The organism is Sphingobacterium phlebotomi, assembly GCF_008180195.1.
In the GTDB taxonomy this organism is placed as follows: Bacteria; Bacteroidota; Bacteroidia; order Sphingobacteriales; family Sphingobacteriaceae; genus Sphingobacterium; species Sphingobacterium phlebotomi.
The window spans coordinates 21,151-43,811 of the sequence record NZ_VTAV01000008.1 but is presented as its reverse complement, the minus strand read 5'-3'; the positions used below and the strand labels follow the sequence as shown (position 1 = coordinate 43,811).

The window sequence follows — 22,661 nt, the reverse complement described above, 5'->3', positions numbered from 1 at the left end:
GAGATTTTAAATTATGTTTAAGAAAAAGCAAATCGTGTTATCCGTCGTTGCTGCGACGTTGTTTTCGGTAACGGGGGTACAAGGGCAGGAATATGCCACGCAAGGAACAACGTCTCAGCAGAAATTTATTCATCAAGCGGCAGGAAATCCTTATTTACCTCTTTGGGAGCATATACCGGATGGAGAACCTCGGGTATTTGAAGATCCCGATAATCCCGGAAAATACCGGGCATATATTATTGGCTCGCACGATTTGAGATTAACAAGTTACTGTGGACCAGATATTCGAATGTGGTCGGCACCTGTGGAGGACCTCTCCAGCTGGCGAGATGAAGGCGCAATTTTTACCTATGAAATTGACGGGCAATGGGATGTGATGTATGCACCGGATCTCGTAGAGGTAAAACGAAAGGATGGCACAAAGGAATATTATTTGTATCCACACAGCCGAGGAGAGAACCGCGAAGCTATGGTAGCAAAAGGGAGCCGGCCCGAAGGACCTTTTACGCCCGTCAACTTAACGGAAGATGGCAGACGTACGGCGTCTGGTAGTATGATTGGTTTTGATCCGGCTGTGTACGTCGAATACATTACGGATCCGAATGACCCAGATTTTGAAATTGGATTTAGAGCATACGCTTATTGGGGTTTCCAAAGGTCCTTAGCGGCTCAGTTAGACCAAAACACGATGTATTCGGTTAGACCGGGCACGGAGGTTATCAATTATTTTATACCGGCAAGTGCCCGATATGGCCAGTTGCGTGATCCAGAAGGAACGGAATATCCGAATATCTTACCGGAGGAAGACTTAGGCTCGTTCAACTTTTTTGAGGCGTCTTCGATTCGTAAGGTTGGTAATAAGTACGTTTCGGTCTATAGCGGATACTCTGGCCCGGAGTATGGTATCGGTAGCTCTAACTCTACCCTAAGGTATCTCGTAGGTGACTCTCCTTTGGGGCCATGGAAAAGTGGCGGTGTGTTGGTTGATTCACGCGGGCCGGTGCTGAATCAGGACGGTAGTGCTTTGGTGACTACCAATGGCGGACACAACACGCATGGGAGTATCGAAGAAATTAATGGACAATGGTATGCTTTTTACCACAGGCCTCCGCGAAATTTTGGTTTTGCACGCCAAGCGGTGGTAGCCGCCGTAACCATAGATTGGGACGAAAAACCGGTAGCCCAAGGGGGTACGGTGCGCATTCGTGCGTACGATCCGTATGCTGCGGATAACACATGGACAGCCGAAGATAGCCAGGGAAGGGAATATACGGGAGCAGAGGTGACCTCAGAAGGTTTTCACGTGTATGGCTTGGATCCTTATCAGTATTACTCGGCGGGCTACGCTTGCTACCTTTCCGATGTAAGCACGATGCAAGACTCTTGGGATATCTGGGATAACCATATGCCGATTACAAAGGTAAAAGATGGTCATATTATCGGGTATAAATATTTTGGTTTTGGTGGACTTGATCAGGATAAAAAGGGATTAAAAGCCTTTGAAGGAACAAAAAAAGGTAATGAAACGGCCTTCAATGTATTTCTTACACCCAAAACAGCGAAAACGTTTAAGGTGAATGTTTGGCTGGACGGACCATGGGATAACGATACTTGGAAAGGGAAAAAGATCGGAGAGATTACCGTTCCTGCTGGAGCTGAAGAGCAGGAGACAAAATTCACGATAGACGTTGCCAAGTTTGTAGACCATTTAGAGAAAAAGCACGCCATCTTTTTGGTGGTGGAAGGCGATGGATCGGAAGCGCTTTTTGATTTAGCGGGTATCGGTTTCAGTTCCCATAAAAAGGAAATCACCCGTCCGATCGTTCCGACGGTCAGCATTGCGGTTAACGGTAGGGAAATCGACCTGTCTGACGCGCCTGTTCGATCAACGAATGCGAATGGTATTGTCGGGTATGATCTATACGAAACGAGCTATAAACTGCCTTCGGGCACAACGGAGACACCTAAGATCTCGGCAACGGCGGATAATCCGGATGTGCAAATCCGTGTTGACCAAGCAGAATCTGCTCAAGGTGTAGCGTTGGTGAAATTTGATTACAAGGGAGTCGTGAAAACACACCGTGTGGTGTTTGATTCGGAGTAAAGACATCATCAACCTATTCGTTAGTCTACCGTGCATATGGTACAGGGATAAAACGGTGTGCAATTTTGGGGACTAATTTAACGTGCAGAATACATTAGAAAATCTAATATAAATGATATGAAGAGCAAATTTTTTTACTTGACGGGCGGACTTTTACTGCTCATCTTGATGGCTTTTACAGTGAATGAACATCTCAAAGAAGATCGTTACCCGTTTAGAAACCCCGATTTACCGCTTGAAGAACGGATCGATAATTTGATAGGGTTATTGACCTTGGAAGAAAAAATCGGATTGATGATGAACAGTTCGAAGCCTGTACCACGATTGGATATTCCGGCGTATGATTGGTGGAACGAAGCTTTGCACGGCGTGGCACGTTCGGGAACAGCGACGGTGTTTCCGCAAGCTATCGGTATGGCTGCTACCTGGGACGATCAAAATCATTTGAAGACTTTTGAAATCATCTCGGACGAAGCCCGTGCGAAATACAACGAGGCGGTTCGGCAAAACGAACGTGGTCGGTACTATGGTCTATCATTCTGGACACCGAACATCAACATCTTTAGAGACCCAAGATGGGGGCGCGGGCAAGAAACATATGGAGAAGATCCCCATCTGACGACCCGTTTAGGGTTAGCGGCGGTAAAAGGTTTGCAAGGGGACGATGATCGGTATTTTAAAACGCATGCCTGCGCTAAACATTATGCTGTACATAGTGGTCCAGAATGGAACAGACATTCGTATAATGCTGTGGTTTCCGATCGTGATCTTTGGGAAACCTATTTGCCTGCATTTAAGGCGTTGGTACAAGAAGGAAATGTGCAGGAAGTGATGTGTGCTTACAATGCCTTTGAAGGACAGCCCTGTTGCGGAAGTGACCGGTTGATGATGGATATTCTCCGCAATAAATGGGGATTCGAGGGGATGGTGGTATCGGATTGCTGGGCCATTGACGACTTTTACAAGAAAGGTCATCATGAATCGCACGATACACCAGCGGAAGCTGTAGCCAATGCGGTATTGACATCGACCGATCTGGAATGCGGACAGTCTTATGAGCATTTACTGGCGTCGGTAAAGGAAGGACTGATCACGGAAGAACAAATTAACGTCTCTTTGGGGCGTGTACTTCGTGGTTGGTTTGAACTGGGCATGTTCGATCCGGAAGACCGTGTACCATGGAGTCAATTATCTTATGACATTGTAGCCTCCGACAAGCATAGGCAGCAGGCATTGGATGTGGCCCGTCAGTCCATGACGCTATTAAAGAACGAGAACCAGACCCTTCCTTTGCGTAAAGATAGTAAACGGATTGCAGTGGTGGGAGCTAATGCGGCGGACAGTATGATGTTATGGGGGAATTATAACGGTACGCCGAGATCTACCGTTACAATTTTAGAGGGCATCCGAAGGAAAGCACCAAATGCAGAGATCATCTACGAAAAAGGCAGTGATCTTGTCGACCCATGGGTGAGGCATTCCTTGTACGAATTGTTCTTAACGGAGGAAGATGGTGAGCGTGGTTTGCAAGTTGAGTTTTTTAATAACAACGCCTTAGAAGGAGAACCCGTTCGTACAGTAACCAATCGTTTAGGGATCGAGTATTCCAACCGTGGCGGTACTGCTTTGGCGCAGGATGTCCATCTAGAAAACACATCTACACGTATTTCAGGCGTTTTCGTAGCCCCTTACACAGGCGAAGTTGTTTTTAAAGCCCATGCCAATGATGGCTACATAGTGACTTTTGACGGTAAGGAAATCGGTAAGATGGTTGGTCGTGAGGCGGTTCGTGGCGCTGAATATGCCGTCCAGGTGGAGAAGGGAAAAGCGTATCCGGTGGTATTCGAACACCGTCAAAAAGGAAGTATTCTGACCATGGGGTTCTCTGTCTTTAAAAAGGAAAAAGCCGATTTTACGGATTTAACGGAACGTTTGAAAGGGGTTGATGCTATTGTTTACGTCGGCGGTTTGTCTCCACAATTGGAAGGGGAAGAAATGTTTGTGGATGCCGAGGGTTTCAAAGGAGGCGATAGAACTTCAATTGACTTGCCGAAGGTTCAACGCGATCTGTTGGCGGCATTACGCCAAACCGAAAAGCCGGTCATCTTTGTCCTATGTACCGGAAGCGCTCTTGCACTCGAGCAGGATGAAAAAAATTATGATGCACTGCTTTGTGCTTGGTATGGCGGAGAGCAGGCCGGAACGGCCGTTGCGGATGTACTCTTTGGAGATTACAATCCCGCTGGCCGGTTGCCGATAACTTTTTATAAATCCTTAGCCCAGTTGGACGGCGCTTTAGCGCAAACGGGGGACAAGACACGTCAGGGATTTGAAAATTACGATATGCAGGGCCGCACATATCGGTATATGAAGGAAGATCCATTGTATGCATTTGGCCATGGATTGAGTTATGCCACTTTTTCCTATGGAGATGTACGGTTACCGCAATCCACGATAGATGGCAATAGTCCGGTACAGTTGTCGATTCCGGTGACTAATACTTCAAAAATAGACGGCGAAGAGGTCGTGCAAGTTTATGTGTCACGGAATAACGATGTGCTCGCTCCAATTAAATCGTTACGTGCCTTCGCGCGGGTTGCGCTCAAAGCAGGCGAGACGAAAATGGTGGATGTAGAAATTGAACCCGAGGCTTTTCATTTTTATGATGAACGTACAGGTGCTTTACAGCGAAAATCTGGTGTATATACGGTTCGTTATGGAGGGACTTCGACCGATCGGGGATTGGAAACTTTAACACTCAAAATCATGGATTAGAGAACATCAACGCATCATGTAACCAATTGAAACGTTTATGTTACATGCACGAATGTGATCATTTGTGCATAGTCCTAATATTGCATGAGCAACCAAGATAATTCTATTACAGTTCCGATATTTTATGGGAGAAGTGCAACCGGTTGTATAAAGAAAGAATGCAACAAATTTTATACTAAATTTTAAACTTAACATGATAACAAAACCTGATTTTTTATCGCTCGAGCGATTTCAGATGAACAGGAGAAAAACTCCCCTGCATCGTATTATGCTCGTATTGTTTTTTTTATTGGCAAATAACGTATGGGCGCAGGAAACGGAAGTTAAAGGGAGAATCACCTCAGAAGCGGGAAATCCATTAGCAGGTGTTTCCGTTCACGTTAAGGGGACGACGAACAGCACTTCCTCTGGAGACAACGGACAGTTCTCTTTGGCGGCAAGCTCGGGATCGGTACTCGTCTTTTCATATGTCGGTTTTGCAACACAAGAATATACGCTGGGCGATGAAACAGATATCCAAATTACGATGTCAAGTTCGGATGCGCAGCTGGACGAAGTCGTCGTCGTTGGATACGGTACACAGCGTAAAGAAGCGATAACGGGATCGGTGGCTTCCATCAGTGGCGAGAAGATGAACGAGGTGCCGGCGGCGAATATTACACAGGCCTTGCAAGGCCGGGTGGCAGGGGTGCAAATGACCCAAACATCATCTAAACCCGGAGCCGCTATGCAGATACGTATCCGGGGTACGCGTTCTTTGAATGCCAGTAACGATCCCCTAGTCGTGTTAGACGGGATTCCATTTGCGGGATCTATCGGAGACATCAATCCGATTGATATCAAAAGTGTCGATATCCTAAAGGATGCGTCAGCGACCGCTATTTACGGTTCACGGGGCGCGAATGGGGTAATCCTTGTCACAACGCATAAAGGATATAGTGGGCAACAAGCAAGAGTCACTTTTAATAGTTATACAGGGCTGAAAACGCTGTTTTCGCGTTACCCGATGATGGATGGCCCTGAGTTTGTCGAACTTAGAAAAGCTGCTGGCCTGTATCAGAACGGCGAAGACGAATCCGATGACGTGGATGTAGACTGGCAGGATCTGCTTTACAAAAACGGGATCATGACCAGTCAGGATCTTAGTGTTTCGGGCGGTACGGAAAAAACAATCTATAATTTTAGTACCGGTTATTTCCGCGATGAAGCTGTCTTGCCTGGACAAAATTTCGATCGCTTTTCGTTGCGGGGAAGTTTGGACCAAAAAATAGGAGAGCGGATACGTGTGGGTTTCAGTACGAATAACAATTATTCGGTCAATAGGGGAAATAACCTAGGGGTCTATACGACTTTAAGTACAACACCCATTGCAAACCCTTATCATGAAGACGGTTCCTTCAAGGATATCGTCCGGATGGCACAGGATAATCATTGGGTATTTTCGAAGGACATCATAGAAAACCTCGGAAATAAATGGGTAGATATGGCGAAAGGTTTTGGCTCTTATAATACGTTTTTTGGCGAAATAGACATACCTGGTATAGAAGGATTGAAATATAGAGCGAATGTTGGTCTCAATTTTAGGACAACAAACAGTGGTGCCTATACGGGAGAAGGAGTTTTTAGTTCGGAGGTTAATAATCCATCTACGGCGTCGATCAACAATTCATTGCATACACAGTGGACGATAGAAAACCTATTGACCTACGATCGTACCTTCGCTGAAAAACACAATCTTAATGTGGTCGGGCTGTACTCGGCAGAGCAAATAAACTACAATAGCTCTTTCGTTTCGGCCTTACACATTCCGGAAGATAAGTTCCAATTCTACAATTTGGGACATGCAACGGGTGAAATCACGGTCAATCCGGATGATCAGGATTATTACAAAACGGGATTAATGTCGTGGATGGGACGTGTGATGTATGATTACGATGGTAAATATATGGTGAGTGCCACTATTCGTACGGACGGTTCATCAAGATTAGCACCAGGACATCAATGGCATGCCTACCCAGCTATTTCTGTTGGATGGAACGCAAAAAGAGAATCGTTTCTGTCGGATGTCAGTTGGTTGAATCTATTGAAATTCCGTGCCGGATTTGGGCAAACTTCTAATCAGTCGGTAGCACCTTATAAAACTTTAGGAAGGCTTTCAACAAGACCCTATAATTTCGCGGACGAGTTCGCTATGGGATATTATATGTCCGAATTACCGAATGCGGCCTTGGGTTGGGAATACACCAAGACTTGGAATTACGGGGTAGACTTTGCGCTATTGAATAATAGAGTACGGGGTACTTTTGAATACTATACACAGCATACGAAAGATTTGCTGCTGAGTGTTGGATTACCGGCATCTTCTGGTGTGGGTAGCTATATGGGGAATATCGGCGAAACACAAAACAAGGGTTTTGAATTTTCGCTAGATGGTTTGATTCTTGATAACCCCGAAGGATTGACTTGGGAAGCAGGGTTTAACTTCTATTTAAACCGGAACAAGTTATTAGCGCTTTCTTCTGGCCGCGACCGAGATGAGGGGAATGCCTGGTTCGTGGGGCATCCGATCGATGTGATTTATGACCACGAAAAAGTTGGTCTGTGGCAGGAGGGTGATCCTTATTTGGATATCTTGGAGCCGGGCGGGAATCCGGGTATGATCAAAGTGAAATATACCGGAGAGTATGATGCCGATGGCGCGCCTGTACGCCAAATTAATGCCGACGATCGCCAGATTCTAGATGTTAATCCGCGTTTTGAAGGTGGATTTAATACGCGATTGGCTTATAAAGGATTTGATCTAGGTCTCGTGGCAGTATTTAAAAACGGTGGAACATTAATCAGTTCGCTCTATTCTTCTGCGAGTTATTTAAACCTGATGAGCGGACGTCGAAATAATGTTCGAGTCGATTATTGGACCCCTGAAAACACCGATGCCAAATATCCGAAACCGGGCGGGATAGCTAGTGGAGATAACCCGAAATATGGAAGCACGCTGGGGTATTTTGATGCCTCTTACTTAAAAATAAGAACGATTTCGCTGGGATATAATTTCAATCGTGAAGGCTGGTTGCAACGGGCAGGTATTGGTGGCTTGCGTATTTATGGAACGGTACAAAACCCTTTTGTATTATTTTCTCCGTATCATCGCGAGTCTGGGATGGATCCCGAACCTAACTCGAGGGGAGATGAGAATCAAGCGGTGGCTTCTTATCAAAGCAGGCTCATGGTCATTGGGACCAACACCCCGGCTAACAGAAATTATATGATCGGACTGAATGTATCATTTTAAGAAGAGGAGGTAGTTATGAAAAATACATATATAAAAATAGTGTCGGGTGTTATCATAGCGACATTAACACTGGGCGGTTGTTCAAAAATTTTAGAGGAAGAGCCGAGAAGTGTATTTACACCGGATTTCTTTAAAACGGAGAAAGGTGTACTAGGTGGTATTACCGCATTGTATGGGCATTTACGGAATATATACGGAAATGGTTACTATTATAATGCTACTTTGACCGGTACAGACGAATATACCTACGCACAACAAGCAGATGGGAATTTCAAAGATGCGGACTTATCAGGAGTGGGGTCGTTGACACCGAGTAGCAGCCGATCAGACGTGTTGTGGAACGAAGCTTTTCCCGCGATAAATACCGCAAACGGCGTGATAGAAAATGCGGTGGAAGTAGAAGGCGTTTCGGATGCCATCGTCGCCGAAGCCTATTTTTTTAGGGGGTTTGACTATTTTATGTTGGTACAGTCTTTTGGTGGCGTTCCGTTGGATTTGGGATCGGGTGAACTAAAGTTCAATACATCCACCATCCGGACATCGGTTCGCAACACGGTTCCGGAGGTATATACCCGAGCAGTTTTTCCGGATCTATTGAAGGCAATTGAAGACCTGCCTGATGTTGGACGCGTCACGGGAGGCGCAACGAAGACGTTGGCCCGTCTGTATCTGTCGAAAGCATATCTCACCTATGCTTGGTGGTTGGAAAATCCCAACGATATACCGACTCATCCAGAAACGGCACGCACGGATCCCGATGGTCACGACGCGCCATATTATTATCAAATGGCCTACGATATTGCAGTCGAGGGGATTGATAACCCGGGAAATTACGGTTTGCAAGAAACGTATTATGACGTAAACTACGCCCCTAACGACCGGAATAGCGAAATTATGCTCTACGCGGACCATACGGAAGATAGTGAGTATTTTAACGGAGGGAGTCACTCCTACGGAAGTGGTGGAGCGCCAGATAACTTTTCCGTTTGGATGGTGACCTGGGACTACACTTTTTTGGAAAGCGCGACAGCTGCAAATTGGTCCTCCGTCGTGAGATCTGTGCAGCGTGAGGCAGCCCAAGCGTACGGCAGGCCTTGGACACGTATGGCTCCAACACAAAATGCGATTATCAACACATTTGCAGACAAAACAAACGATTCGCGATATGACGGCACATTTGTAACCACCTGGCGCGGTAACTGGAACAAAGCTGGTGTACCTAATGCGGTACTTTACAATGCCAACGGCATAGAAGTTCATCCTGGAGATGCCATCTTGACCATCCTAGATGAAGAACCAACACAAGCGGTAGATTATTCCAATGCGACGTACAAAAGTAATATCGGAGCAGGTGTATTACCGGGTAGAGCAGATTTTGTCATCGCGCCGAGCGCTATCAGCAGAAGGAAATATCCAAACTTATGGAAGATAGGACAATACCGCACCAATAATGGTGACGGATTAGGTCAACCCAATGGCGGAAGTACGCGTCCTTTCAATATTGCGAAGTTTTCGGAACTGTATTTTGTTGCAGCAGAAGCGGCTGTAAAAGGCGCATCGGTTCAAGCGGGTAAGGGCGCTCGCGATTTGATTAACGTCCTAAGAGCACGAGCAGGTGTATGGCGTTGGGACAATAATGGTAACGTGGAGAAAATTGAAGACTTGAGCATGGAAATGGTAGCAGCAACGCCAGCCAATATAACCATCGATTATATCCTCGATGAGCGTTCAAGGGAATATTTTGGAGAAGGCTATCGCTGGTTTGACTTAGTAAGAACACAGAAATGGGGTGAACTTTCGAAGACTTACCAGATTGCGGGACCCAATATCGGGGATCATACGCCTATCACGTTTACGCGGGATATTCAGCCATTTCATTACCTACGTCCTATCCCTCAAGGTCAAATGGATGCGATGGAGCTGGGTGCGGCGGAAAAAGCGGCGTATCAGAATCCGGGATATAATTAATACGACCTAGAAACATTTTTTTAAAACTCGTTCATCTAATCTTGAAGGTGAACGAGTTTTTAAATATCTGTTGATTTCCGATAGCTAGTTGTTGCCTCCAGTAGAAAATTTTCATAAACCATGTTCTCCCTGTTTTGTTGTTTTTCTATCAATGGAATCAATAGATCCAGCGTAAGTTGTGCCATTTGTTGTGTGGGCTGTCGAATCGTCGATAACGCTGGATTTAAATAATCTGCTAAGTCGGTATTGGTAAAACCGATGACGGCTACGTCCTCCGGAACACGGAGGTGAAGACCAGCCAATACGCCCAAAATCTTAATCGATAGTGTGTCTGTGCCGCCCACAATGGCATTAGGCATATGATCACTTGCTTGTAGCCTTTTGAAAACTTCTTTCAATTCGCTATCAATATTTTCGGCCGGATCTTGATAGTCGGCATCAATCACATATTCCTTCCGAAAGGGAATGCCGTAGTTGTGAAGCGCATTTTGATAACCACGAAGACGGTCTTTTGTATTGCCAATATCTTTGCCACATAGAAAAGCAATCTGAGTACGTCCTTTCTTGATAAGTTCTTCTGTCACTTTAAATGTTTCTAAACTATTATGTATGCCGATCTTATACGTGTCCAGATTATGCTGTATGCGGTCAAATAGAATGACAGGACAGTGTTGGTGGTGGATGTCTCTTAATACTGCTGTATTGGAGTTTTCAAAAGCGGGTGAAATGATAATTCCGGCGACATTCTGACGTATAAGAAAATCCAGCGCTTCTTTTTCTATTTTCTCACTATTTTGGGTTTGAAAGGGCAGCAACGTATAATGGTGTGCCATGGCGAGTTTATAGAGCTCATCAATAAATTCTAAAAAGAATGGACTGGAAAGGAAAGGAATGACAACGCCAATAAGGTTGGTTTTTCCAGTTTTGAGGTGCTTCGCAAATGGATTGGGTCTGTAATTATGTTTTGCAGCATAGGCCAAAACCCGCTGTTTAGTTTCCTCTTTAATTTCATAGCTATCATTTAATGCCCGGGAAACCGTTGCCGGAGACAGATGGAGCGCCGCTGCAATAGACTTTATATTGACTTTACCCATGATAACCTACTCATTGTTTTTGGCTAAATTATCGATTTATTTCCATATAACCGGGATTCGACTGGAATAACTGGTTATTTCGTCCATGAGTGTCGCTTTGGCTCAGAATTTGTATGCACTTGCAAAATAGAGATTGGATATGAAAAGAATTTTAGGATTTTTAACGATCGTATTACTGTTGTTCACGGTTTCTTCTTGTTACTCGCACCGACATCCCCACGGACATTTGCCACCGGGTAAGGCAAAGAAAATCTATGGAGACAAATCGGCCAAACGACACGCTCCTGGTCAGAAAAAGAAAAGATATAAAAAAGCGAAGAAGGGGAGAGGGCATTACAAACATGACGTATTGCTTCATTTTGGAAGATGATCCGTTTCTCTTTCGTTGAGAATGGATTATATCGTATTATTTTTTTGTAGATTAGTGGCTTCAAAAAACGCTAAACTAAAGTTATGCTAAAAAAGTATGTTGGTTATAGCACACTGCTGTTTTTATTGACAGCCAGTGTGGTTTCGTGTAACAACGGAACAACAGAAGAGAAACAGAAAGAGGAAATACATAATGCCGCTACACAGGTGGTGCCCGAAGAAGCCCAAGGACTGATCGGCCGATGGGATATTACAGTCGATAAAGAAGGTAAGGAAGCACCATCTTGGTTGGAAGTGAAGCTGTCGGGATTTAATGTATTGGTCGGATCGTTTGTAGCGGATGCAGGAAGTGCTCGTCCTATTTCGGTTATTCAACTCAAAGAAGGAAAGTTTTCTTTTCAGATTCCGCCCCAATGGGAAGGTGGGGATGGATATTTTACCATTGAAGGAGAATTGATCGGTGAAGAAATCAAGGGAACGATTACTTCCAATAAAGGGAATACATTTTCATTTACCGGCGTGTTAGCGCCTTACCTTGTTCGGACAGGTGAAATTCAATGGGGAGAGCCAATCGAATTATTCAATGGCAAAGACCTAACGGGTTGGACAACTTCAGGCAATAACAGCCAGTGGGTGGTTGAAGATGGTATTTTGATCAACAAGGAAACCGGAGCTAATTTGATCAGCGAACAGAAATTCGATGACTTCAAACTGATTGCCGAATTTCGTTATAAGGAAGGGGCAAATTCGGGCATCTACTTGAGAGGCCGTTATGAAGTACAAATCGAAGACTCGCCAAAGGATAGACATCCCGGATCCATGTATTTCGGTGGGGTATATGGTTTTCTATCACCCAGTGAGATCGCTACGTTAGGACCAAACGAGTGGAATACCTATGAGATCACGTTACGTGGACGTATGGTAACCATCGTGGCAAATGGAAAAACAATCATTAGCAACCAGGAAATTCCCGGTATTACAGGAGGGGCTTTAGATAGTCAAGAAGGTGAGCCGGGGCCGATTTATTTACAGGGCGACCACACCGGTGTAGAATTTAGGAAGATTACGGTTATTCCGGGAAAATAGTAAGCCTCTTTCACACAGATACTGTTGGTTATTGAAAAATTGCATATGCGTTTTGTTGAAAATGCATATGCAATTCTTATAAAACGCATATGCGATTTACCTAAATTGCATATGCGTTTTTTTACATAGGATAAGTTGTTTAATGATAATGACTTATGGTTTTAATAAAATCAGGCTGTTCATTCCGGAAATAATTTAGACTCCCTTAAAAATAACCTTTATCGTCGACTGACATAAACATGTATGGATAAAAAAGAATGAGGCCCGTCGTGATTAGGGCGAAACGACTTTAAAAACCAAATCAGCTACCAATTTCGCGGTGCGATTATCGATATCATAATCGGGATTTAACTCGGCAAAATCAATACTGACGAATTTTGGAGAGCTGATGATATGTTTAAATATGCTCATAAAGAAAGCGTTAGGCATGATCCCGTTATAGGCAGGCGCACTCACACCGGGCGCATAAGGTGCCGCAAATACATCCATATCCACGGTAACATATAGCTGATCGATCTGATTTATAAATGATGTGATCTGGGTTTGGATGGTTTCTTGATTCGAAACATCAAAACCCTGTGCTTCTATCCAATTTACGCCATAGGTCTGAGCGGTGTTGAACAGTGCTTGTGTGTTGCTTATTTGCTGTATTCCAATAGGAAGATAGTGGAAGCTTTTTTCGCGCTGTGCTATCTGATAAAAACCCGTGCCGGAAGAGGCTCCGTTATTTTGCGGTTCTCGAATGTCAAAATGAGCATCGAAGTTGATGATACCGATTTTTTGGTCGTTTGCCTTCCGAAGGCCAAGATAATGGCCAAAGGTAACTTCATGTCCGCCACCGAGTACAATCGGAAAACCACCTTTCTTGCGGATGTTAGCTACCGCTTCGCCGAGTGCTTCTTGCGAGGCTTCCAAGTTCTTATCTTGACAGTGGATATCACCAACGTCTACCATACCCTTTTGTTGTCCTGGAAGGAAAGGAAGGTTCGATAAGCTTTTTCGTAGCGTTGTCGGGGCTTTTGCAGCACCGACTCGTCCTAAATTTCGTTGCACGCCTTCGTCACATGCATAACCCAGCAGGACGAAACGGTCACGTAAGTTTTCGATTTTATTCAACTGTATACATTCAACAACTTGATGCCAGCGGAGATGATCCCGGTCAGAACCGTCCACTCTTCCTGTCCAATTATCAGGTGAAGGTGCTGTATAATAGTTTTGAAATGCGATCGACATATTATTTGAAAATATGATTTAATATACGGTCATCTACTTCGTTTGCTAGCGTCACCTTCAGTGAACCTGTTCGGTTCAACTCTACTTCTATGGCTTGGCGAGCTTCTTTATTGCGTGCCCATGCACGGCGTGCGATACCATTGTTAACATCGTAGAATAACATACTTTCCAGTTTTCGATCGGCCTCCGGAGAGCCGTCCAAAACTATGCCGAATCCACCATTGATAACCTCGCCCCAGCCCACACCGCCACCATTATGGATAGAGACCCACGTAGCACCTCGGAAACTATCACCGATAACATTGTGGATAGCCATATCTGCGGTGAATTTACTACCATCATAGATATTGCTCGTCTCGCGATACGGAGAGTCGGTGCCACTAACATCATGGTGATCACGTCCTAAGACAACGGGAGCTGTAATTTGTCCGTCCCGAATAGCTTTATTGAATGCTTTGGCGATCCGTATGCGCCCAAGAGCATCGGCATAAAGTATGCGGGCCTGTGAACCGACTACAAGTTGATTGGTTTCCGCCTGCCGTATCCATTGGATATTATCTTGTAGTTGTTGTTCGATTTCTGGGTATGCTGACGTCAATAACTCTTCTAATATCTCCACAGCGATTGTGTCGGTTTGACGAAGGTCGCTGGCCAGGTCGGAGGTACACACCCATCGAAAAGGACCAAAGCCGTAATCAAAGCACATGGGGCCTAAAATGTCTTGTACATAAGAAGGATAGCGGAAGTTGATACCGTCCGCAGCCATCACGTCAGCACCTGCCCGGCTGCTCTCCAAAAGAAACGCATTGCCATAATCGAAGAAGTAAGTTCCACGAGACACGTGCTTGTTGATCGCGTCTATTTGCCGTATCAATGAACGTTGCACCACTTCTTTAAAAACTTCGGGTTTTTCGACGAGGAGGGTATTGGATTCTTCGAATGAAAACCCTACCGGATAATAACCGCCCGCCCAGGGATTGTGCAAAGACGTTTGGTCTGAACCTACCGATACGTGTATGTTGGCTTCCCAAAAGGCTTCCCATACATCAACCACATTCCCGATGTAGGCAATTGAAATCACCTCTTGTTGCTTAACGGCTTGTCTTACCCGACTAATAAGCTTTGCCATATCCTCGATCAAGAGGTCTACCCAACCTTGTTGGTGACGTTTATGTGCCGCAGCTGGATTCACTTCTGCACATACCGTGATACATTCCGCGATATTTCCGGCTTTGGGCTGGGCGCCACTCATGCCACCGAGTCCCGACGTAAGGAAGATTTTGCCACGTGGACTTTCATGTTTAGGCAGCTGTTTTCGGAAGGCGTTCATGACGGTAATGGTCGTACCATGGACGATACCTTGCGGGCCAATATACATATACGATCCGGCGGTCATCTGCCCGTATTGGGTAACACCAAGCGCATTGTACCGTTCCCAATCGTCCGGCTTGGAATAATTGGGGATCATCATACCGTTGGTGACGACCACCCGCGGCGCATCTTTAGAAGAAGGAAATAGTCCCAACGGATGTCCGCTGTAGACGTGAAGCGTCTGTTCGTCCGTCATATGGGATAAATATTGCATCGTCAGTAAATACTGTGCCCAATTCTGAAAAACGGCTCCATTTCCCCCGTAAGTAATCAATTCGTGCGGATGTTGAGCGACGGCTGGGTCAAGGTTGTTCTGTATCATGAGCATAATAGCCGCAGCTTGTTTGCTTTTTGCGGGATATTCCGCAATGGGACGTGCATGCATGGTGTATTTAGGACGGAATCTGTACATATAGATACGGCCATAGTTGTTGAGTTCTTCCAGAAATTCCGAAGCTAGCTCTTCGTGCCATGTAGCCGGGAAATAACGGAGCGCATTTCGAACGGCGAGTTTCTTCTCATCAGGTTGTAATATATCTTTGCGTTTCGGAGCGTGGTTTATCGTGCTATCGTATACCGCCTGAGGGGGTAGCGCTATGGGTATACCTTGCGTTATTTTTTCTTTAAATGTCATGGTTGCTCTCCTTTCGTATAGATTAACTCGCCGCTTTTCCAAACTTGTTGTGGCAAGAGTGTCCCTTGTTTATAGGTGATGTTTTGATAGTTGGCGGTCGCATAGATATTGAAATCTGCAAGTTGTCCACGTTGTAACTGTCCTCTATCATATAAGTTTAAAGCCTTTGCTGCTCGAGAGGTAATGGCAGTAAATACTTCCGCATTGCTAAGTTTTTCGGCAGCCGCTAAAATAGATGCCTGAATCATGAGCTGCCCCATAGGCGCTGAACCGGGATTCCAATCGGTTGCGATGGCTAGAATTGCTCCTTTGTCCAGCAGAAGGCGTGCGGGAGTATATGCGCAGCCGAGTCCCAACGATGCACCGGGCAAAGCTACGGCGACAGTATCTGACTTAGCGAGTATTTGAATTTCGTTTTCTGTGGACGCTTCCAGATGGTCTGCACTAACAGCCCCAAATTCAACTGCAATTACAGAACCCGATGATGTAAACTGGTCGGCATGTACCGTAATATCAAATCCCTGCTCCTTAGCGCTACGGAGATATGGTCTTATTTCGGTTGCACTAAAGGCACTTTTTTCGACGAAGGCATCGATTCTATTCGTTAGGTTCTCCTGTCGTAGGATAGGGAATAGTTCAGTCGCTATCTTTTCTAAATATGCAGTGGCATCTTCTGCAAAATCCCAAGGTTTCATGTGGGCGGCAAGACAGGTAGGCACTAAATCGGCAGGGACTTGTTTTTGCGCCTGTTGTATTGCGCGTAGCGTTTTGACTTCTTGTTCTACCGAAAGACCATAACCGCTTTTGACTTCAATGGTGGTAATACCTTGCTTTATCAAGACATTGACCCGTTCAATAATATGTGCAGTAAGTTCTTCGATCGAAGCGTCCCGCGTGTGTTGTACCGTACTCCAAATACCGCCACCTGCTTCCGCTATTTCCAAGTACGTGGCTCCTGTATTGCGTAGGGCAAAATCGTTTGCCCGATTTCCGCCAAAGGCGATATGGGTATGGCAATCAATATAACTCGGCATACATACCGCCGGCGTATCGATTTCGACGAATGTTATCGTCGGACTATATTTTTCCTGCAAAGTAGCGTACGGTCCAACGTCGACGATGCGGTTATGCTCTATAACAATACCGCCGTTTTTGATAATTTCCAATACATTATCAGCCAATGCGCCATGTAACGGCAAGTTTGCCAAAGGCAATAATTGCGTGAACGGACCGATTAGTTTTTTTGTCATAATCAAAATGTATTGAATTGTTCGACATGATCACCATAATAGGGGACGCCTTGTTCTTCTGCTACCCGCAAAGCCAATGCGACGAGCTCCCCTAAGCTGACCAACTCCTGCGCTTTGGATAGGATATCTTCCATAGGTTGGTCGGCCTCGATATGTGGGATATGTTTACGGACTTCTCGATGAATAGCCTCTATAATAGGGGTCGATTGTAAAGGACGGTGAAAATCGAATGCTTGAGCTGCACAAATCAATTCGATGCTAAGGATACAGTTTACGTTTTGGATGACTTGACGCAGTTTACGCCCACTGATTGACCCCATGCTCACATGGTCTTCCTGTCCGAGAGATGTTGGAATACTATCTGCACTAGCTGGGAAACACAATCCCTTATTCTCGCTTGCCAAAGCAGCCGTTGTGTATTGCAATATCATAAATCCGGAATTTAGTCCGGTTGATCGGAGCAATAATTTTGGCACGCCAATAGTATCCCCTTCCAGCGAAAGATATATGCGCCTATCCGATACGTTACCTATTTCGGAGGTAGCCAATGTGGCGTAATCCATGGGGAGTGCGATGGGCTGTCCGTGAAAACTACCGCCGCTGATCGTCAGGTTTTCGTTGATAATAACGGGATTGTCCGTTACGGCGTTAATTTCTGTTTCGACAACGTCCCTAAGGTGTAGCCAGGCTTGTCGGGATGCACCGTGGATTTGCGGGATACAGCGTAGCGAATAGGGATCTTGTACACGCGAACAGTTTTTATGAGATTCGACAATTTTGGAACCGTTGAGCAAATTATAAATCGTACTCGCAACAAACTGATTTCCCGGGTGCGGACGGAGAGCATGCAACTCGGTAAAAAACGGTTTGATGGAAGCGTTTAATCCTTCGAGCATCAAGGCGGCTATCAGGTCAGCATTTGCTAGTGCATTATGCAGTTCGGCTACAGCCATTACAGCGTGTGCGGCCATGAACTGGGTGCCATTAATAAGTGCTAAACCCTCTTTGGCTCCTAATGTAATAGGAGAAAGCTGATGTTCCGCCAGAACCGAAGTCGCATCTTTTATTTCGCCATCTACCCAGACCTTTCCCAGTCCGATAAGAGGCAAGAAAAGATGGGCTAAAGGCGCAAGGTCGCCTGAAGCACCTACAGAGCCTTGTTCTGGCACAATAGGTATGATGTCGTGATCGATATGCCACAGGATACGTTCCATGGTACGCCATTGTACACCGGAGAAACCCTTCGCCAGGGCATGGATCTTCAGCACAAGCATGAGTTTGGAAAGCAGGGGGGAAATAGGTTTGCCTACACCCACGGCATGGCTCTTCAAAATATTTTCTTGTAGTTTTTGCGTGTCACTGGCATTTATAATCGTTGTACACAACGGACCAAATCCGGTATTTACACCATATACGGTATCGCCCGAGGCTACGATGTCACGAACGTACCGTGCGCTTCGTAGCACAGCTTCTTTGGTGGTCTCTGATAAGAAGCCTTTTTGTTCCCCCCGCGCTAAGCGTAGAGCCGTGGAGCTCTGGAGAACATCGATGCCATATTTGAAGTTGTTCATCATATCATTTATATTTGGATGGAAGGATAACATCCTCGCTAAAAATCAAATTTAATGGATTTGATTTATATTCAGCAATCGGGTACCGTACACTGGATTTACCGTAATCGTCAAATTGCAAAAAACAAACTAAATAGGTGTTGTCTTGTTTAAAATTATAGACATATCGATATCAAAAAAGAAATATTATGCCGAAAAATTTAATTTTTATTTATTTAACAATGATAAGTTTACCTGTGTTTGCCCAAGAGATAAAAGACCCGCGTTTGGAGGTTGTTGCTTCTTTCGGAAAGTCGCAACCGATAGGGGTAAGCGTTTCAAGTGATAACCGGGTGTTCGTGTCCTTTCCGCGGCGAGAACCTTATTCCATGGGGTTATCTGAAATTATCAATGGCCAGCGTAAACCTTACCCAGATAAAAGCTGGAATGCGGAAGATGGGAGACCAGATAGTCATTTTGTAAATGTACAGGACATTTATGTGGATACGGAGGACCAATTATGGGTTTTGGACGCTAAACCTTCTTCGGCGGGTTCGGTGTTCGGAAAAGACGGTTCAGAGGAGAGTCGGGAAGGGCAATTCAAATTGGTACAGATAGACTTAGCGGACAACAAAGTGGTTCGACAATATACTTTTGACGATTTGGATAAAGCGGAATCAGGATTAAACGATGTGCGCGTGGATACCGATAAAAAACTGGCCTACCTTTCGGATCCCGGCCAAGCGGGTATTGTGGTATTGGATTTAAATACGGGGGCGACAAGATTACTGTTAGCAGAATCATCGTTTACAACGGCTGATCCTGATGTTGTGTTAAGCTACGAAGGACGGGAGATGCGTGATGACAAGGGCAATCCATTCCGTTCCAACGTGAATGGTATTGCGTTGACGAAGGATAATACATATTTTTATTTTAAACCGATCAATACGAGCAAGCTTTATCGGATAGAAACAATTTATCTTGCGGATGCGTCATTAACGGCGGAGGAATTGAAATCAAGGGTAGAGGACTTGGGAGAAACGACTATCACCCATGGGCTGGTAGCCGATGTCAAAGGGAATATCTATTTGACTTCTTCCTTGGATTATAGCATTAAACGATATACTCCCGAGGGTAAAGTAGAGACCGTAGTGCAAGATAGCCGTTTGATCTGGCCGGATTCTTTGGGCGTGGGAAGCGATGGTTATTTGTATTTTTCTTGTGCACAAATGAACCGTTTGCCCCAATGGAACAACGGCGAAGATAAGGTTTTTTATCCTTACGAGGTGTATCGTGTAAAAGTGTTATAGACCGATATGGACGACCACGATATCTTCATTGTGATAGGAGGGATGATAGTTGGCAATAGCACCGTTCTGTTTATAATAGGCTAATTCCTCATAAACGGCTTGGCGTAATATTCCCTTTCCTTTTCCGTGGATAAAACGGATTTCTGTATAATCCCAATAGATAGCTGCGTCGAGCATCTCCCGCATCAATTCCAGCGATTCCGCCAATAGTTCATTGGTCTCGTAGATGTCGAGGTTGCCCAAGAAAGCTTCTGTATGTAGATCCACCGTGTTTGGAGGTTTCGGTAATGTCCTTGCCATATGTCAAAAATAATGGTTATTTTAGGATTATAAATAGCAAATGTACATGAAAGCAATTTTTAAGGTTTTACTTCTTGGTGTTTGTGGTTTAGGGAACGTGGTTGCCCAACAGGATTCACTGATGATGGAACGTATATATACAGCATCTTTCGAAAAAGGGAAGGCCTACGAGAATTTGCGCTATCTAACCAAGAACATCGGTCATCGTATAGCGGGTTCAGCGAAGGCGGAAGAAGCCGTAACATGGTCTAAATCACTTATGGAAGAGTTAGCGTTTGATCGTGTTTACCTGCAGAAAGTACAGATGCCTTATTGGGATCGGGGGGAGAAAGAAGAAACCTATATTATATCTACAAAAGAATCGCTAAATGTATTGTCATTGGGGGGGTCGGTAGCGACACCGCCGGGCGGTTTGGAAGCAGAAGTTATAGAAGTTGAGTTATTGAGCGAATTGCGAGCACAAGGAGATAAGGTAAGTGGAAAAGTTGTGTTCGTCAATAAATCTTGGGATGAATCTATGGTGGAAACGGGCATAGCATATGGCTTAAATAGCAGCCAACGTAGCCGAGGACCGGCGGAGGCCGCTAAACTAGGCGCGGTAGCATACCTTTTTCGATCGTTGTCATCGTCTCCAGATGATGATTATCCACATACTGGAGGGACAAAGTATGTCGAAGGGATTGATAGTATCCCAGCTTTGGCTATATCGCCTGTTGGCGCGAATAAACTTTCAGATGCATTAAAGAAGGATCCTAAAACACATATTCATATCACGAACCATTCCACTTGGAAAGGAAATGTAACTACCCATAATGTTATTGCCGAGTGGCGTGGGGCGGAGAAACCGGATGAGATTATAACAATAGGTGGACATATTGATTCTTGGGATGTCGGTGAGGGCGCGCATGATAATGGAACGGGTACGATGGGAACATTAGATGCGATCCGCACGTTAATGGAATTGGATTATAAGCCTAGACATACCATCCGATTGGTGTTTTATATGAATGAGGAAAATGGTGTGCATGGCGCTGTACAATATGGTGAAACAGCCAAAGCTAAAGCTGAAAAAATAATTGCCGCTATTGAAAGTGATGCAGGAGGCTTTGCACCGCGCGGATTTGATATCAAATCATCGGCGGAACGGGTCGATTGGATTCAACAACATTGGAAACCGCTCTTTGAACAAAAATTTTGGGTATCACGCTTTTTACAAGGAAGTCCGGGTGTGGACTCTGGTGTATGGGGACGGCATTTCCCGAATACGATCATGTTTAATTTTCGTCCTGATCCACATCGTTACTTCGATATACACCACACCGCTAAGGATGTTTTTGAGGCGGTAGACCATCGTGAATTACAATCAGGGGTGGCTGCTATTGCTTCTTTGCTATATCTGGTTGATCAGCAGATAGACCGGTTGCCATAAAAAGGGGAGGAGGTTATTTAAAGTAAAGGTTTAAAGGGTGATTGGCGTATATGATCAAGTTTTACCTGAAACAATGCAGCCATTTTACGTCCCCGGCTTTTAGCCTCGTCAGCTACGGGACCTTCGAAGAGATCGTTTACGGTCTTATCAAAAAGCTGTAACCAACGTTCGAAGTGCTCTGCTTCAATCGGCAATTGTGCGTGAGGAGGGAACGGACGACCTTGGTAAGTATATTCATCCAATAAGATGGTTTGCCAGAATGTATACATCTTTTCTAAATGAACTGGCCAATGCCCTTCTAATTTGGCGTTGAAGATAGGGCCGATAAGATCGTCATGTTGTACACAACCGTAAAAGGTATCGACCATCAACTTAATATCATCCAACGTTTGTATATCTGTTTTCGCCATGACTTATCTCCTAAATGCAAAGTTAAACAACAAATTGAAGAAAAAATATGACGAAACGCACAAAAGGCGCACCATTTGTCGGTATAGTGCAACCTTTTAGGTATGTATTCCTACTAATAATCGTACTTTTCAACCGACTTTATTTTGTTTTCGCCCTCTGTGAAAACAAGAGTAGGTTGGTAATTATCCGCCTCTTCTGGCGATAGCTGCACAAAAGAAAGAATGTGTACCGTATCACCCACTTTGGCGTGAAGCGCTGCACCTCCATTCATACAAACTTCTCCGCTACCTCTTTTTCCTGGCAATACATAGGTCATGATGCGACTGCCGCTGATAGCATTGTTAATATAGACTTGTTCATATTTCTTGATGCCAGCTGCATCCAGTAAATCTGCATCTATCGTGATAGAACCATTATATTCTACATTTGCCTCTGTCACCTTAACCGTGTGAATTTTTGCTTTTAAAATTGTTAATTCCATATAT

At 44.9% G+C, this 22,661-nt stretch carries 16 protein-coding genes; 8 read left to right on the top strand and 8 right to left on the bottom strand.

From position 1 onward, the window contains the following. Positions 1–13: 13 nt before the first annotated feature. The 4 genes from FXV77_RS12450 (at position 14) to FXV77_RS12435 (ending at position 10,139) form a co-directional block, all read left to right on the top strand. Positions 14–2,104, top strand: a complete 2,091-nt coding sequence (locus FXV77_RS12450; protein ID WP_148919558.1) for a hypothetical protein — start codon at positions 14–16, stop codon at positions 2,102–2,104. A 117-nt stretch (positions 2,105–2,221) separates the two neighbouring features. Then, positions 2,222–4,879 (top strand): glycoside hydrolase family 3 C-terminal domain-containing protein, encoded by a 2,658-nt coding sequence (locus FXV77_RS12445; protein ID WP_148919557.1) that lies wholly within the window; start codon positions 2,222–2,224, stop codon positions 4,877–4,879. 235 nt (positions 4,880–5,114) lie between these two features. After that, positions 5,115–8,171, top strand: coding sequence for a SusC/RagA family TonB-linked outer membrane protein (locus tag FXV77_RS12440; protein WP_148919646.1), 3,057 nt, complete (start codon positions 5,115–5,117; stop codon positions 8,169–8,171). 15 nt (positions 8,172–8,186) lie between these two features. After that, positions 8,187–10,139: a RagB/SusD family nutrient uptake outer membrane protein gene (locus tag FXV77_RS12435; RefSeq protein WP_148919556.1), complete on the top strand. Its 1,953-nt coding sequence runs from the start codon at positions 8,187–8,189 to the stop codon at positions 10,137–10,139. A gap of 59 nt (positions 10,140–10,198) precedes the next feature. On the opposite strand, the gene FXV77_RS12430 is transcribed toward FXV77_RS12435, so the two are convergent. Continuing rightward, complete coding sequence (locus FXV77_RS12430; protein ID WP_148919555.1) at positions 10,199–11,233, bottom strand: LacI family DNA-binding transcriptional regulator; 1,035 nt, start codon at positions 11,231–11,233, stop codon at positions 10,199–10,201. 139 nt (positions 11,234–11,372) lie between these two features. Between FXV77_RS12430 and FXV77_RS12425 the strand changes: the two genes are divergently transcribed. Together FXV77_RS12425 and FXV77_RS12420 are read left to right on the top strand one after the other, a co-directional pair. Then, entirely contained in the window at positions 11,373–11,603 is a 231-nt protein-coding gene (locus tag FXV77_RS12425; RefSeq protein ID WP_148919554.1) for a lipoprotein, read from the top strand. An 83-nt stretch (positions 11,604–11,686) separates the two neighbouring features. Then, positions 11,687–12,688: a 3-keto-disaccharide hydrolase gene (locus FXV77_RS12420; RefSeq protein ID WP_148919553.1), complete on the top strand. Its 1,002-nt coding sequence runs from the start codon at positions 11,687–11,689 to the stop codon at positions 12,686–12,688. 273 nt (positions 12,689–12,961) lie between these two features. Here the strand turns inward: FXV77_RS12420 and hutG are convergent, their stop codons facing one another. From hutG to hutH, 4 genes are read right to left on the bottom strand one after another with little or no spacing between them, the layout of a single operon-like run. Then, positions 12,962–13,921, bottom strand: a complete 960-nt coding sequence (hutG, locus tag FXV77_RS12415) for a formimidoylglutamase (RefSeq protein WP_148919552.1) — start codon at positions 13,919–13,921, stop codon at positions 12,962–12,964. Between the two features lies 1 nt (position 13,922). Then, positions 13,923–15,926, bottom strand: a complete 2,004-nt coding sequence (locus FXV77_RS12410; RefSeq protein WP_148919551.1) for a urocanate hydratase — start codon at positions 15,924–15,926, stop codon at positions 13,923–13,925. After that, entirely contained in the window at positions 15,923–17,176 is a 1,254-nt protein-coding gene (gene hutI, locus FXV77_RS12405; protein WP_148919550.1) for an imidazolonepropionase, read from the bottom strand. The genes FXV77_RS12410 and hutI overlap by 4 nt, the downstream gene beginning before the upstream one ends. Positions 17,177–17,178: 2 nt before the next feature. Continuing rightward, complete coding sequence (gene hutH, locus FXV77_RS12400) at positions 17,179–18,750, bottom strand: histidine ammonia-lyase (protein ID WP_148919549.1); 1,572 nt, start codon at positions 18,748–18,750, stop codon at positions 17,179–17,181. A 218-nt stretch (positions 18,751–18,968) separates the two neighbouring features. Between hutH and FXV77_RS12395 the strand changes: the two genes are divergently transcribed. After that, on the top strand, positions 18,969–20,036 hold the full coding sequence (locus FXV77_RS12395) for a major royal jelly family protein (RefSeq protein WP_246162455.1): 1,068 nt from the start codon (positions 18,969–18,971) through the stop codon (positions 20,034–20,036). Here FXV77_RS12395 and FXV77_RS12390 read toward each other — a convergent pair. Beyond that, complete coding sequence (locus tag FXV77_RS12390) at positions 20,031–20,336, bottom strand: Smr/MutS family protein (RefSeq protein ID WP_148919547.1); 306 nt, start codon at positions 20,334–20,336, stop codon at positions 20,031–20,033. The two genes, FXV77_RS12395 and FXV77_RS12390, sit on opposite strands and share 6 nt — an antisense overlap. Before the next feature lie 46 nt (positions 20,337–20,382). Here FXV77_RS12390 and FXV77_RS12385 point away from each other — a divergent pair, with 46 nt between their 5' ends. Further along, on the top strand, positions 20,383–21,765 hold the full coding sequence (locus FXV77_RS12385) for a M20/M25/M40 family metallo-hydrolase (RefSeq protein ID WP_187444120.1): 1,383 nt from the start codon (positions 20,383–20,385) through the stop codon (positions 21,763–21,765). 17 nt (positions 21,766–21,782) lie between these two features. Here the strand turns inward: FXV77_RS12385 and FXV77_RS12380 are convergent, their stop codons facing one another. Together FXV77_RS12380 and panD are read right to left on the bottom strand one after the other, a co-directional pair. Beyond that, positions 21,783–22,175: a group III truncated hemoglobin gene (locus tag FXV77_RS12380; RefSeq protein ID WP_148919545.1), complete on the bottom strand. Its 393-nt coding sequence runs from the start codon at positions 22,173–22,175 to the stop codon at positions 21,783–21,785. Positions 22,176–22,288: 113 nt separating this feature from the next. Next, positions 22,289–22,657, bottom strand: a complete 369-nt coding sequence (gene panD, locus FXV77_RS12375) for an aspartate 1-decarboxylase (RefSeq protein ID WP_148919544.1) — start codon at positions 22,655–22,657, stop codon at positions 22,289–22,291. Between the last annotated feature and the right edge of the window lie 4 nt (positions 22,658–22,661).